The sequence below is a fragment of the Clostridioides sp. GD02377 genome (assembly GCF_045899875.1).
GTDB classification, from domain to species: Bacteria; Bacillota; Clostridia; order Peptostreptococcales; family Peptostreptococcaceae; genus Clostridioides; species Clostridioides difficile_A.
Genome location: NZ_JBJODA010000001.1, coordinates 270,365 through 285,382 on the forward strand (window position 1 = coordinate 270,365; position 15,018 = coordinate 285,382).

At 29.3% G+C, this 15,018-nt stretch carries 16 protein-coding genes and 1 riboswitch; of the genes, 3 read left to right on the forward strand and 13 right to left on the reverse strand.

The features are described 5' to 3' along the window. Nucleotides 1-61: 61 nt before the first annotated feature. On the reverse strand, nt 62-775 hold the full coding sequence (locus Q3304_RS01290) for a FadR/GntR family transcriptional regulator (RefSeq protein ID WP_054269681.1): 714 nt from the start codon (nt 773-775) through the stop codon (nt 62-64). A 124-nt stretch (nt 776-899) separates the two neighbouring features. Between Q3304_RS01290 and Q3304_RS01295 the strand changes: the two genes are divergently transcribed. Both Q3304_RS01295 and Q3304_RS01300 read left to right on the forward strand, forming a co-directional pair. After that, nucleotides 900-2,159 carry a nucleoside recognition domain-containing protein gene (locus tag Q3304_RS01295; RefSeq protein WP_054269680.1) on the forward strand — a complete coding sequence of 420 codons (1,260 nt, stop codon included), beginning with the start codon at nt 900-902 and terminating at the stop codon, nt 2,157-2,159. A gap of 267 nt (nt 2,160-2,426) precedes the next feature. Beyond that, nucleotides 2,427-2,993 (forward strand): tyrosine-type recombinase/integrase, encoded by a 567-nt coding sequence (locus Q3304_RS01300; RefSeq protein ID WP_054269679.1) that lies wholly within the window; start codon nt 2,427-2,429, stop codon nt 2,991-2,993. Between the two features lie 121 nt (nt 2,994-3,114). Here Q3304_RS01300 and Q3304_RS01305 read toward each other — a convergent pair whose 3' ends face one another. The 9 genes from Q3304_RS01305 to Q3304_RS01345 form a co-directional block, all read right to left on the reverse strand. Continuing rightward, a complete protein-coding gene (locus Q3304_RS01305; RefSeq protein WP_407813318.1) occupies nt 3,115-4,317 on the reverse strand; it encodes a homoserine dehydrogenase in 1,203 nt (400 codons plus the stop codon). Nucleotides 4,318-4,419: 102 nt separating this feature from the next. Beyond that, nucleotides 4,420-4,526, reverse strand: a riboswitch (SAM riboswitch). A 91-nt stretch (nt 4,527-4,617) separates the two neighbouring features. Then, nucleotides 4,618-4,986 carry a YhbY family RNA-binding protein gene (locus Q3304_RS01310; protein WP_054269677.1) on the reverse strand — a complete coding sequence of 123 codons (369 nt, stop codon included), beginning with the start codon at nt 4,984-4,986 and terminating at the stop codon, nt 4,618-4,620. A 29-nt stretch (nt 4,987-5,015) separates the two neighbouring features. Then, on the reverse strand, nt 5,016-6,293 hold the full coding sequence (gene obgE / locus Q3304_RS01315) for a GTPase ObgE (protein ID WP_167639690.1): 1,278 nt from the start codon (nt 6,291-6,293) through the stop codon (nt 5,016-5,018). 110 nt (nt 6,294-6,403) lie between these two features. Continuing rightward, entirely contained in the window at nt 6,404-6,694 is a 291-nt protein-coding gene (gene rpmA / locus Q3304_RS01320) for a 50S ribosomal protein L27 (RefSeq protein ID WP_003419086.1), read from the reverse strand. Nucleotides 6,695-6,707: 13 nt separating this feature from the next. Further along, nucleotides 6,708-7,025, reverse strand: a complete 318-nt coding sequence (locus Q3304_RS01325) for a ribosomal-processing cysteine protease Prp (protein WP_021383819.1) — start codon at nt 7,023-7,025, stop codon at nt 6,708-6,710. 14 nt (nt 7,026-7,039) lie between these two features. Next, a complete protein-coding gene (rplU, locus tag Q3304_RS01330) occupies nt 7,040-7,351 on the reverse strand; it encodes a 50S ribosomal protein L21 (protein ID WP_003419082.1) in 312 nt (103 codons plus the stop codon). 100 nt (nt 7,352-7,451) lie between these two features. Further along, nucleotides 7,452-8,873, reverse strand: a complete 1,422-nt coding sequence (locus Q3304_RS01335) for an Rne/Rng family ribonuclease (protein WP_054276232.1) — start codon at nt 8,871-8,873, stop codon at nt 7,452-7,454. Between the two features lie 16 nt (nt 8,874-8,889). After that, nucleotides 8,890-9,591, reverse strand: a complete 702-nt coding sequence (locus tag Q3304_RS01340) for a TIGR03936 family radical SAM-associated protein (protein WP_407813317.1) — start codon at nt 9,589-9,591, stop codon at nt 8,890-8,892. Nucleotide 9,592: 1 nt separating this feature from the next. Beyond that, nucleotides 9,593-11,437: a TIGR03960 family B12-binding radical SAM protein gene (locus tag Q3304_RS01345; protein WP_219673571.1), complete on the reverse strand. Its 1,845-nt coding sequence runs from the start codon at nt 11,435-11,437 to the stop codon at nt 9,593-9,595. Between the two features lie 318 nt (nt 11,438-11,755). Here Q3304_RS01345 and Q3304_RS01350 point away from each other — a divergent pair, with 318 nt between their 5' ends. Continuing rightward, a complete protein-coding gene (locus Q3304_RS01350; protein ID WP_054269672.1) occupies nt 11,756-12,949 on the forward strand; it encodes an FprA family A-type flavoprotein in 1,194 nt (397 codons plus the stop codon). Between the two features lie 103 nt (nt 12,950-13,052). Here Q3304_RS01350 and mgsA read toward each other — a convergent pair whose 3' ends face one another. The 3 genes from mgsA to minE form a co-directional block, all read right to left on the reverse strand. Beyond that, nucleotides 13,053-13,466 carry a methylglyoxal synthase gene (gene mgsA, locus Q3304_RS01355; RefSeq protein ID WP_054269671.1) on the reverse strand — a complete coding sequence of 138 codons (414 nt, stop codon included), beginning with the start codon at nt 13,464-13,466 and terminating at the stop codon, nt 13,053-13,055. A 39-nt stretch (nt 13,467-13,505) separates the two neighbouring features. Further along, nucleotides 13,506-14,636: a rod shape-determining protein RodA gene (gene rodA / locus Q3304_RS01360; protein WP_054269670.1), complete on the reverse strand. Its 1,131-nt coding sequence runs from the start codon at nt 14,634-14,636 to the stop codon at nt 13,506-13,508. Between the two features lie 84 nt (nt 14,637-14,720). After that, a complete protein-coding gene (gene minE / locus Q3304_RS01365; RefSeq protein ID WP_021383822.1) occupies nt 14,721-15,005 on the reverse strand; it encodes a cell division topological specificity factor MinE in 285 nt (94 codons plus the stop codon). Nucleotides 15,006-15,018 lie beyond the last annotated feature (13 nt).

The following is a 15,018-nucleotide window of genomic DNA, read 5'->3' on the forward strand; positions in this document are numbered from 1 at the left end:
CACTTATATGATAATACCATTATATTCCATTTGCAAGAATAATTTATTTTATAACAAACTTTTAATTTTCATTTTTTCTATAGTTTTTACTTATAAACTTCATATGTTCTTTTGCTTTTTCACATGCAAGTTCTAAATTATTTTCTACAACTGCATTATATATAGCCTCATGTTGGTCAAGTAATATATATTCATTTAAAGGTTCTGCAATTATTTTTTCTCTTGCATCTTCTATAAATCCATCAAATAATTTTGATGCTGTCATAAAAAGACTTTGAATTAAATAATTTTTGCTTATTGTAGCTAATTTACTGTGAAATTTTTGGTCTAACAAAACTAAAGTTTGGTTATTATCTTTTCTCTTAGTTTCTATCCTCATTTCATCTATTATATTTTTCAATTCTATAGCTTCAGAAGAAGTTATTCTCTTTGAAGCAAGTTTTGCAATTTCAATCTCTAAAATTATTCTAAGCTCTAATATGTCTTCAAGTGTCCCATTATTAAGTTTAAAAATCATAGATAATGGTTCTATTAAAGTTTTTTCTATATTTGTACATATAAAGTTTCCTTCACCTTGTCTACTTTCTATCACTCCCATAGTTTCTAAGACTCTAATAGCTTCTCTAATAGATGTTCTACTTACATTCATTTGTTCAGACAATTCTCTTTCAGACAGTAATTTATCTCCTTTTTTTAATTCTCCATTCAGTATTTTATGTTGTATTTGTTCAATCACTTGTTCATAAACTTTCTTACTAGCTATACTATTAAACATTTTTTCCTCCAATATGATAATCGTTCTTGTAATATATATCTATTATATATCTTAAGCCATTACATTCATATATTTTTATTATTTTTAATATAATATCTTATAACTCAAATTTATAGGTGATATTATGAAAAAAAATAAAATTATTGCTTTTTTTGCTCCAGCTATTATAGTTGGAGTTCTAGTTTTAGGCATTATCCTATACCCAAATGAAGCTATAAAATCTGCAAGAGAGGGTTTCTCTATATGGTCTAACGTCCTAGTTCCATCACTACTCCCATTCATAATTGGTGCAAACCTGATTGTCGATTTAAAAATAGTGGATATTATAGGATTTATTATTAATCCCATAACTAGACTCGTGTTTAATGTTTCAGGTAAAAGTGCTTTAGCTTTTGCAATATCAGCAGTATCTGGTTATCCAGTAGGGGTAAGTTTGGCTTCTGAATTTAGAAATAATAGACAAATTTCTAAACATGAGGCACAAAGACTCGTTTCTTTTTGTTCTACATCAGGACCTTTATTCATAATAGGTTCAGTTGGCACTGGTATGTTTCAAAACTCAAATTTAGGTTATTTAATGATTCTATGCCATTATCTAGGGACTATATTGGTTGGTCTTTTTTTTAGAAATTATGGTAATGAAAATCTTCCAAAGACAAAATTAGATTTAAAAACAAACATAAAAAATATAATCAATCTTCGAAATTCAAGTGGAAATGGATTTTTTGTTCTATTTGGAAATGCTGTATTTAATGGAGTAAACACATTACTCACAGTTGGTGGATTTGTAATTGTTTTTTCAGTAGTATTTAAAATACTATCACTTTTTAATGTAATATCTTTAATAGCATCAGTTTTGTATTTACCCCTTTCATTTTTAGGTGTAAATAAAGAGCTCTGTCAAGCATTTGTAAGTGGTTTATTTGAAATTACTATAGGTTGCAATAAGGTATCCAGTATAACAAGTACTCCAGAAATACTAAGAGCATCTTTAGCTAGCTTTTTAATAGGATTTAGTGGATTATCCATACTAGCTCAATGCTGTACATTTTTATCAAAAACAGACATAGATTTAAAATTATACATACTAAGTAAGTTTGCTCATGGAATCTTAGCTGCTCTCTTCATATTTATACTTTATCCTATTGCAAACTCTACTGTATTGGTTTCTAGTTTTGCTGATACATATAATGTTATATATAATAACTTAATTTGGTTTTATTATCTTAGCTATTATGACACAATTCTTCAAATTGTAGTAATAATTTATCTAATCTCAGCTTTATTTATTGCTAAAAAACATATGAAAAGTTTATCTACAGATGGAAAATTAATCAGATATAAAAACACTTTCTCCATTAAAAAATTTTTACGAAAAAAATAAAAATCACAAAAATTGACTAAATACTTCCATTTTTTTATTATATTTGTCATAATTTTAATAACCTTTTTAATTAGTTTAACAACACAGTTATTTCATCACAATTTTATAATTTTATTAGTAAATATTTTTCAAAAAATTCTCCTTAATCACATATATCACGCTTGCATAAGTTAATTGGTATATTTTTCCATTATATAATATTTCATTTATATTATATAATAAATACCGACCCAAACTTAACAAATCAAATAAGAGGAGTGGTTGAAAATGGCAACAAGACCTATAGAGATAGACGAATATAAAAAGATAATGGAACTATTACATACTGGCTTTATTTATAGTGAAAATGGCGTTGAAAAAAGATTTAGAAAAAATCCTAAAGTTGCATTGGCACTAATGTTAGAAGCTAATTTAGGTCTAAGAATATCAGATATTTTAAGATTAAAAATAGGAAATTTTAAGGGTAACATGTTAGAAATAAATGAAAAAAAGACAGGTAAATTACAGTATAGACCAGTTAATAAAAATATAATTGAATCTATAAATGAACATGCAAGAAAGTATAATCTTAAATCAAACGACTACTTAGTAAATATAAAAACAAAAGCTATTCAAAAACAGTTAAGAATAATTTGCAGATACTTAAATTTGTATAATATAAGCACACATAGCTTTAGAAAGCTCTATGCTACTACTCAATTTGAAAAGAGTAATAATAACTTAGAGTTAGTCAAGGAACTCTTAAATCACAGTTCTGTGGCCACTACACAGCGATATATAAGGGTAACTCAACAAGCTATTAATGAAGCTAGTGAAAATTTCTTTATTGGCTAATTATAACGTATTTATTTTTCTATTATCTTATTAATTCACCAGATATTAAAAAGGTGAAGCAAAACAAAATATTTATTTTGTTTTGCTTCACCTTCAATTTTATAATTCCTATATAAACAGATTAATCTATCTTTAATAATTTTTTGACTGATTTACTATAATTGTTTCTTTTTACCTCTTCCAAGAGTCTATCAATTTCATGTTCTGACTTTGCATTTACAAAAATTGCTAGTTCTTCGTCATCTATAATATCGTAACTATCTACATATTTATCTAGACATTTTAAAATTCCATCTTTATTATATCCATCAAATCTAACTACAGCACTACATTCATCTTCTATAAGTCCACTTAAGTCCAATTTGCCTTTTGAGAATGACTTTATATTGGCATTTCTCTTATCTATTACATCTATGATATCAGCATAAACAGCACTACCTGTTGCCCCTCTTCCAGCACCTTTACCTACAAAAGAAAGTTCTCCTACTGAATCACCTACTAAAATTACTACATTAAACTCATTATCTATTTTTGAAAGCATATTATCGTTATCAACCAATGCTGGTCTAACAAATCCACTTACTTCTCCTGATTCATACTTGCTTCTAGCAACCAACTTTATCTTACAATTTAATTTTTTTGCATATTCTATATCTTTTTCATCTATCGAAGTTATTCCCTCTAGTAATAAATCTTTCCAATATACTATTTTTCCATAAGACAAAGTAGATAATATAGATAATTTTCTAGCACTATCATATCCTAAAACATCTGCATCTGGGTTGACTTCTGCAAACCCCAATTCTTGAGCTTGTTTTAAAGCTACATCATATGGTAAATTTTCATCATACATCTTTGATAATATAAAATTACAAGTTCCATTCAAAATAGCATTTATACTCTTTATACTGTTACCTTCTAATGATTCTATCAATGGCTTTAAAACTGGAATACCACCTGCCACAGATGCCTCAAATTTAATACTAACATCATTTAAATTAGCTAATTCTATAAGGTCACTACCTCTCTCTGCAAGTAAGTCCTTATTGGCTGTTACTACATGTATTTTTTTATTTAACGCTCTTGTCACATAATCAAAAGCTGGATTCAATCCTCCAATTAATTCAACCAGTATATCAATATCCTTATCAAATATATCTTCTATATCTGTTGTTATCTTGTCAAAATACTTCTTAGACTTATGTTTCTCTTTATTTTTAACTAAAATTCCAGCTATTTCTATATCTCTTTTTGAATTATTGTTTTCTATTAAATCAATTAACCCACTTCCTACTGTTCCATACCCTAATATTGCTATCTTCACTGTTACATACCCCCATCATTTTGATTATATTAAATTATTTATATGTATAAATATACCAATTAAAAAAGCTTGAGTATAAACTCAAGCCATATGACGGGTTTATACTCATCTTTCAGCATAACTGCTGCAGGATTTAGCACCAATGTATAATAAAATATACTGGTTGCCGGGCTTCATAGGGCCAGTCCCTCTGCCTCTCTTGATAAGATTGCTAATTTAAATTTATGTTTAATAGTATAATACAATTTCTGCCAATTGTCACTATTTTTTTAACTTATTTTCCTAAAAGTATATAGACTATTATCTAACCGCTCTTTTAGTTGGTTTCCCTTTTTTTGTAACATTATTATTTTTAATCTTTGCTTTTGCCTGTTCATGTCCTGGGAAAAGTATCTTAGGTTCCTCAACATTTCTTTTATAAATAGTAAATTTAAAACCAATAGCTTGCACAAATTCAGCTCTTAAAGCTTCACACACAGCATTAGCAGTTTCTTTAGCATCAAGGCCTGCATTTTCCAGTATAGTAACCTTTACTAATTCTCTAACTCTTAACATATCATCTAATTGCTCTAAGAAACTTTCTGTGACACCTTCTTTACCAATTTGTGTAGTAGGTTTTAAAGTATTTGCCAAAGATCTTAAATACGCTCTTTGTTTTCCTTTTAACATATTCTCACCTCTATAATTCTATACTAAAATTAATTGTAAAATTCAAATTCCAATTCGTAAATTCTAACTACATCTCCATCCTCTATTCCCATCTCTCTAAGTCTGTCAAACACACCTTGACCTTCCATAGCTTTTTGGAAATATTGAAGAGATTCCATATCATCAAAATTTACAGAATACATTATTCTTCTAAGTGCTTTACCTGTAACTACATACACTCCATCTTCAATATCTATACTCAATTCTTCTTCAGTACCAATATCAAGCTCTGGTCTGTACATTTCTTCTTCTGAAACTAATTCTACATCTTCTACTTCTTTTAAAAGTTTAGAGACATAAGCTATTACATCATCTATTCCTTCACGAGTTGCTGCAGACATTTTAAAGACTGTATACCCTCTGCCTTCTAATTCATTTTTAAATGTCTCAAACTTGCTTTCATCTTCTAATATATCAAATTTATTTGCAACAACAACTTGTGGTCTCTTTGAAAGCTTTTCATTGTACAGTCTAAGTTCGTCATTTATCTTGTCAAAGTCTTCAATAGCATCTCTACCCTCTAGTCCAGATATATCTACAATATGTATCAATACCTTGGTTCTCTCTACATGTCTTAAAAACTCATGACCTAATCCTATACCTTCAGAAGCACCTTCTATAATTCCAGGTATATCTGCAAGTACAAAACTATCTCCAAACTTAGTTTGGACAACACCTAAATTTGGTGTCAATGTTGTGAAATGATAGTTCGCAATTTTTGGTTTGGCCTTAGTTACTACAGATAGAAATGTTGATTTACCTACATTAGGAAATCCTAAAAGACCTACATCTGCTATCATTTTAAGTTCAAGAGTTACCCATCTTTCATCTCCATCTGTACCAGACTTTGCAAAAGCTGGAGCTTGTCTTACTGCATTGGCAAAGTGTTGATTTCCCTTACCACCTATACCACCTTTTGCAACTACAGCTGTATCTCCTTCTTTCTTTAAATCTGCTAATATAAGACCTGTAGCCTCATCTCTTATTACTGTACCTGCTGGTACTTTTAATACTAAATTTTCTCCATTTTTACCAGCTCTTTTACCTTTGCTTCCGTCCCCACCATTTTGAGCTTGATATTTTTTTTGATACTTAAAGTCCATTAGCGTTCTAAGACCCAAATCAACTTCAAATATGATGCTTGCTCCACGACCACCATCTCCGCCATCTGGTCCACCAGCTGGAACGTATTTTTCTCTTCTAAATGCTACCGAACCATTTCCACCATTTCCAGCCTTAACAAATATTCTTGCCTTATCTATAAACAAATTCTTCACCTACTTAATTAAAAACTTTTAATTAGCATTACCAAAAACACTATTATAAATTCATCAGTACTATAAGAAAAAGGAGTGCCTCAACACTCCTTTTATGTATATTACTCAGCTATTGCTACTGGATATATACTAACTTTTTTTCTCTTCTTGTCTTTTCTTTCGAATTTAACAGTACCATCAACTAATGCAAATAAAGTATCATCGCTACCTTTTCCAACATTAGTTCCTGGATGTATTTTAGTTCCTCTTTGTCTAACTATTATACTTCCAGCAGTTACTAATTGCCCATCGAATCTTTTAACACCTAATCTTTTAGATATAGAATCTCTACCATTTTTAGAAGAACCTACCCCTTTTTTAGATGCTAATAATTGTAAATTCATGTTTAACATATGGAGTCACCCCCTACTTTTTTAAAATTTTTATATTTTTTGGGTATTCCCGTTTAATTTCTTCAACCGCTAATTGAAAGTGATTTAGTAATAATTGTGCATCTTTTATATGTATATCTTTAACTATACATTCTATATGACCTTCTTCTCCTACTACTTTCTCAAATTCAATCTTTTGTAATTTGTCTAAAGAATTTATAACTGCAATAGCATTAGATGTAACTGCAGCACACACTATATCATAGCCTATTTCAGCAAAATCAGCATGTCCCTTTAAACAAAAACCTTGTATCAAGAAATCATCATTATAATAATATTTTACTTTTATCATAACTTAACCAACTACTAAGCGTTTATTTTTTCTACAACTATCTTAGTATATGATTGACGATGTCCTTGTTTTCTTCTGTAATCTTTTTTTGCTTTATACTTGAAAACTATAACTTTCTTAGCTTTACCTTGTTCAACAACTTTAGCTTGAACAGATGCTCCTTCTACTACTGGAGAACCTAATTTTAATTCTCCATCTTTAGAGCAAGCTAATACTTCGTTTAAAGTAACAACATCACCTGCGTTAGCTTCTAATTTTTCAACGAATAACACATCACCTTCAGAAACTTTATATTGTTTCCCACCAGTCTTTACTATAGCGTACATTAAATACACCTCCTCGGCCTCAAACTCGCCAGTACAAGGTACTTCATTTGAAGATTTAGACCTTTACTGTGCGGCATTACAATTATTAATTATAAAATATTTACATTTTATTGTCAACTATTTTATCGAAAATAACATTGGTTTTATTGTGTTTTAATGTACAATTTGCAGTTAAAGAAATTTTTATATTATATTTTTCACCAATTTTATCAATTATATCCATATAATATTCTTTTATTTGTCTAAAAATAAAATCATTAAACTCTATTATTATATTTTTATAAACTGTATGCTCGCTTATTCTCATAATTTCTTTTTCAATGCCATCTACCATATGATGTATAGATTTTATCGTTTGTGCACCATCACAACATGGGCAGGACATTAGATAATATTTATCAATAGACTCTTTTTCTCTACGTCTTGCAACTTCTACTAAACCAAGCTTCGTCATACCTAACACTTCAGCTTTTCTTTTATCTTTATTAAATTCTTCCTCTAAGAGGTGTAAAACCTCGTTTTGATGCTTCTTTTTGTGCATATCTATAAAATCAATTATTATTATTCCAGCTATATCTCTAATTCTAAGCTGCCTTACAATTTCCTTTGCAGCTTCAATATTAGTTTTATAAACAGTCTCATCAAGTTTGCCAGTTCCAACAAACTTACCTGTATTTACATCTATAACAGTAAGAGCTTCTGTCTTTTCAATTACTAGATAACCTCCACTCTTTAACCATACCTTTTTATTTAATAATTTCTCTATTTGAGATTCTATTCTATATAAATCAAATACATCTCTATTTTCTTCAAGACACAGTTTATCAACATAAGTATTGTCTATTCCCTTTAAAATAGACTTAAGTTCACAATATCTATCATAACTGTTAGTAATTATGGATTCGATATCATCATTCACATTATCCTTTACATATTTGGTTGCAAAGTCTAAAGATTTATATAATACTTTTGGTCCTATACCAAGTTTATATTCTTTTAAAATATTCTCATACTGTAATTTTAATTCTTCTATATCTTTTTTTATTTCATCATGAGTACAACCTTGAGCCTCAGTTCTTATTATTAATCCTAAATTTTCTTTATTCACTGCTTTAGTAATTTTTTTTAATCTAAATCTTTCTTTTTCATCAGTAATTTTATTTGATATTGTAGTTCTATCATTGGAAGGTATATAGACAATATACCTTCCAGAAATACTAATTTCAGTGTTTAATTTTGCACCTTTAGTACCTATCTCTTCTTTATTTACTTGAACTAGAATATCTTGACCAGATTTTATAGTACTTCCTTTTTTCAATTGTAAATAAGCAAGCTTTTTAAAGCCAATATCTACAAAACAAGCTTCTATTCCTGGTATAACTTTTTTTACAATTCCACGATATATATTGGATACAGTCTTTTTATTTAAACTATCTTCAACAAAAAGTTCTGCTAATCTTTCATCTTCAAGTACTGCTGTTTTTTGAGACCCTACTAAGGACTCGATAACTATCTTTTTCACAACTTCACCTCTCGAGCTACATAGGAGTCACTAATTCCCCATCTTCTAATACATATAAGTCTCTTCTCAATATATCAACATCTAATGGGTCAATATTCAATTCAAACATATCTAATATTTTTGGAATAAGTATATTAGTATTTAAATTAGTTTTTGAACCTGTAGCTATAGTAGCAGTAAGAGTAATATGTTCATCTTCTAAATTTAAAACATCAAAAGTTCTTATCATAGGTCTTATATCTACTTCGACCATTTTACCTTTTTTATTCTTCTTTGTTATAATTATCTCTTTATTATTCATAAAATCAATTACTTTTCTTTTTACAAACTCTTTAGTAAGAGGTCTTTTCAATTCTATATTAAACAGATATTCTCCATAATCTATAACAGAAGAAAGAGAAGGTGTTTGTCTATCAATTTCTTTTACTTTTATAAATTCTATCCCATCTGGAAGTTGAACTGATACTTTACTTAAAAACTCCTCTACTGATAAATCTTCTTCCTCTATCTCAATATCTACATACTCTCCTTGACTTTCCGTACCTAAAGCCAAAGCATTACCATAACTCATCTTAGGATGAGGATTAAATCCTTGAGAATGTGCTAAGTTTATTTCAGCCCTTCTAAATGCTCTTTGCAATAATCTCTGAAGGTCAAGATGTGATATATATATCATATCGCCTTCTTTTTTAAATTTTACTCTTATTATTTTACTCATATTAGCAAAGCCCCCTTCCTATATCATGTATATTTATTCCACAGCCATTACAATTATGTCTACAATCAGAAGTGATTTTTTCTTTTTTAGCATTCTCATCTTCTCTAATTAAGAATTTTTTATTGACACCTACATCTATATGGTCCCAAGGAAATACCTCTTCATAATTTCTATTTCTATGTGCATAGAAATCTATAGAAAGGTTATTCTTTTCCATAGCTTCCTTCCATATGTCTAAATTAAAGTGTTCTGCCCATCCATCAAACTTTGCACCTAGTTTGAATGCATCATATATAACTTTTCCTATTCTTCTATCTCCTCTAGCCACTACAGCTTCCATCAAGCTAGTTTTTGAATCATGGTAATTGTATTTTATATTGTTGTTTCTTAATTTATTTACTAAATGTCTTTGCTTCTCAACTACTGCTTCTGTAGTATCTTGACCATGCCATTGGAAAGGTGTAAATGGCTTTGGTACAAAAGTAGAAGTACTTACTGTAACACTAAAGCTTCTCTTTAATTTACCTCCATTTACTTTTCTGTAAATATCAATAACCTTATATGCTAATTTAGCTATTCCATCTAAATCATCATAAGTCTCAGTTGGTAAACCAATCATAAAATATAGTTTGACACTATTCCATCCCATTTCAAAAGCTCTTTCTGTTGCATTTTCTAAATCTTCTTCTGTAACACCTTTATTTATAACATCTCTAAGCCTTTGAGTTCCTGCCTCTGGAGCAAAAGTAAGTCCAGACTTTCTTACTTGTTGTATTTTATCAGCAATTTCCATTGAGAAGTTATCTAATCTAAGAGATGGAAGTGAAATCCCTATATTATTAGAAGCATACTCGTCCACCAAATAATCAGTAAGCTCAGATAGCTTACTATAATCACTCGTACTAAGTGATGATAATGATATTTCATCATATCCGGTATTTTTAACTAATTTATCCAATATCTCCTTAAGTCTTTCAACACTTTTTTCTCTTATTGGTCTATATATCATACCTGCTTGACAGAATCTACATCCTCTTGTACATCCTCTGAATAATTCCAACACTATTCTATCATGAACAGTATCTATATAAGGTACTATTAGTTTTTCTGGATAGTCTACAGTTTCAACATCTTTTATTATTCTCTTAGTAGGATTCTTTGGAATACCATCTCTATTAGGAGTTACACTTTGAACTGTACCATCTTCATTGTATTTAACATCGTAAAAACTTGGTATGTAGACTCCTTCTATACTTGATATTTTATATAAAAAATCTTCTCTAGTTGTTTTATTTTTCTTCCATTCTTTATACTCATTTACTACTTCTAAATTGACCTCTTCACCTTCACCTAATATTACTATATCCACAAAATCTGCTAAAGGTTCAGAATTATAGGCACAGGGGCCTCCAACCATTACAAATGGGTCTTCCAGTTTTCTTTCCTTTTTTAATATTGGTATATTTGCTAAATCTAATATATTTAAGATATTAGTATATGAAAGTTCATATTGAAGTGTAAAAGTAACAAAATCAAAGTTCGTTATAGGCTCTCTTGACTCTAATGCAAATAATGGTATGTTTTTTTCTCTCATTATATTTTCCATGTCAACAGCAGGAGAATATACCCTCTCACAAAATACATCTTCATCTTTGTTTATTACATCGTATAATATATGACTTCCTAAGTGACTCATACCAACTTCATATAAATCTGGAAAGCAGTGTGCGTATCTTATCAATTCACTATTACTAGTATCTTTATGAATTGAATTTATTTCATTTCCAAGATATCTAGCAGGCTTTTCTACTTTTTTTAAGATTTTTTTCAAGTCTACTTTATTCATTTATCCAAATTCCTCCAAACAAGCTCTTTATTTTTATTCTTATTTATAAGTAATATTATACACGATAAAATATTTTCTATCAAAAATATAACTAAAATATTGAATTTAAAACCTATATTATTCACAAAATAGAATAACTAAAAATATTTGAGTATATTTTATATTAAATTTTTATTGAATTACAATTTTTTTACAAAATATGATATATTATAAACATAGAACTATTGTTTTAGATAACTTATAATGACATCTTTTGTTTCATTGACCCCAAAATGGGGTATGTTACTTGTATAATGATAAATTTTAGGAGGGTTAAAAATGAGTAAAGTTTTTGAAGTAAAAAAAGATATCTACTTTACTGGCGTAGTAGATGAAGGTTTAAAAGTATTCGACATAATAATGGAAACTGAGTTTGGGACAACTTACAATTCTTATTTAATCAAGGACGAAAAAACGGTTTTATTTGACACAGTAAAGGCAAATTTTAAAGATGAATTCTTAAGCAATCTATCAGAAGTTACTGATATAGCTAAAATTGACTATGTTGTAATTCATCATACAGAACCAGACCATGCTGGTAGTTTAAAGTACTTATTAGATTTAAATCCTAATATAGAAGTTTATTGTACTAAAGCTGCTAAACTATACTTAGATGGTCAAATAAATAGACCTTTTAATTGTCATGTAATAAAAGATGGTGAAGTTCTAAATATTGGTAAAAGAAATCTTAAATTTATAACTGCTCCATTCTTACATTGGGTTGATACAATGTTTACTTACATTGAAGAGGACAAGACTCTTTTAACTTGTGATGCATTTGGTTGTCACTTTGCAAGTGTTGATGCAGATATAGTAAACAGTGAAGATTATCTAAAATCAGCTAAACACTATTATGACTGCATAGTTAAACCATTTGCTAAGCATGTTTTAAGCGCTGTAGATAAGGTTGTAGGAATGAACATAGAATTTGATACTATATTAACTTCTCATGGTCCAATGCTTACTAAAGACCCAATGGCTGCCGTTAAAAGATACGTTGAATGGTCTACAGAAGCTATTAATACAACAAATCAAAATCAAGTTTCTATATTCTACTTATCAGCTTACAGTAATACTTTAGAAATGGCTAAAAAGATAAAAGAAGGTCTTGATGCAGAAGGTGCAAAAGCTGAATTATATGATTTGGAAGATATGACATTAACAGAAATGCATGATACACTAGTAGTATCAAAGGTAATACTATTAGGTTCTCCAACTATAAACAAAACTATGGTTAAACCTATGTGGGATTTATTCTCTGTTATAGACCCAATGGCTAACCAAGGTAAGATAGCAGGAGTGTTTGGTTCATTCGGTTGGAGTGGTGAAGGTATAACTATGGCTGAGACTTTACTTAAAGCTATGTCATTTAAAATGCCTGTAGAATCTCTTAAGAAAAAATTCTTCCCTAGTGAAGAAACATTAAAAGACTGTATGGCATTTGGTGCAGAATTTGCAAAATTAGTTAAATAGTCATTAATAACAAATAAAATTATTTAATTTAAATAAGGAGATGATTCAAAGTTTTATTTTGAAACATCTCCTTATTTCATATACAATTATACAATTTATTTTTTTAAACACGTTGACTTTTATTTTTTCTAACTTCTCTCCATGATAGTTCTCCTCTATCAAGAGCTTTTATAAATATTTCTGCAGAAGCTAGATTTGTAGCTATTGGAACATGATAAACATCACAAAGTCTTATCAATGCTTGTATATCCGTTTCATGAGCCTGAGATGTCAATGGGTCTCTTAAAAAAATAACTAAATCTATATCTTGTGTTACTATTAAAGAACCTATTTGTTGGTCTCCACCTAAAGGACCAGATGCTAACCTATTTATATTTAAGTCAGTTTCATCCATTATTCTTTTTCCTGTAGTTCCAGTTGCATACAGTCCATACTTTTTTAAAATTGATTCATAACCTATACAGAATCCGACCATAGTATTTTTCATCTGGTCATGCGCTACTAATGCTATATTCATATACTCAATCTCCTCAATTTATGTTTACAAGTATCAAATCTAGAAATTTATTTTCTTTCTTCTCATACACACATTTAGTACTAACCCTAAATTTGCTAAGGATGTTAATAAAGAACTACCTCCATAACTTACAAAAGGTAATGTTACTCCCGTTACTGGAATTAATGCGACGGTCATACCTATATTTTGGATTATCTGATAGCCAAACATCCCCATAACACCAACCACGATGAGGGTTCCATAAAAATCTTTGGCATCTCTTGCAATTACTAAAAGCCTCAATAAGAATATTGCAAATAAGATTATCAACACTGACATTCCTATTACACCAAGTTCTTCACCTACAACAGCGAATATGAAGTCACTATCTTGTACAGGTAAAAAATCCTCTTGGTTTTGACTTCCATTATATAGCCCCTTACCAGTTACACCACCAGAGCCTATCGCAATAAGAGATTGCATAACCTGATAATTTCCTTTCAGTGTTACATCTTCTGGATTTAAGAATGCTTCTATTCTTATCTTCTGATGGTCTGCCATCATTAAATACATCAGTGGCATAGATACCAACAGTATGATTATTCCTCTTTTTATCAATTTTGAACTAAGACCTGCTGTAAATAGCATTGCAAATATCATACAACAAAATACAATTCCTGTTCCTAAATCTGGCTGTGCAAGTAATAATCCAATAAATGGAATAGCATAAACCACAACAGGTATAACTTCTTTCAATGTATTTAATTTGTCCTTCTTAGTTTCAAGTATCTTTGCATAACTAAGTACAAATGTTAATTTGACTATTTCAGATGTTTGCAAATCAAGTGGACCTAAATTAATCCACGACCTAGCGCCACCTTTTTCTGTCCCAATTCCAGGTAATAAAACGATGGCTAACAAAACAAGACTTATTATATAAAGCACTTTGTAATACCTACCTAGAAGATTATAATCAAAAAATAATATGACTATAATCATCCCTATACCAAGTACAAAAGCTAATCCTTGCTTAATTAATTGATTATATGAACCTGTCGAATTAGCATGTGTTGCACTACTAAGTATAACAAGTCCAAAAATAAAGATAGCTAATACTGTAACTATAAGTTTCCAGTCTAACTGTTTTATCAACTTAATTGTCGACTTATAATTAATATTGATTTTTTTCAAAGAATCACCGTCTTTCTATCTTTAAACACATAATTAAATAAAAGGGGCATATACCAATAAGGATATCCCCCTTTTAAGCACTAATTACATACATCTATCTTTTATATTCTTTAATGGTATATTAGCAACTAATGCAGATACAGGTTTGTCATCATGCTCACCTCTGCATTTAGACATTTTTATTTCAAGGCCATCATCTTCTATCTCTGCATAATTGGCTATTACTTTTAAAATGTCTGTTTTTATCATCTCTAAAAGTTGTGGTGAACAATCTACTCTATCATGAACTAAAACTAATTTTAACCTCTCTTTAGCAACAGATTTACTAGTTTTAGCATCGTTAGAAAAAACTCTAAATAAATCTAACACAGATGTATCCTCC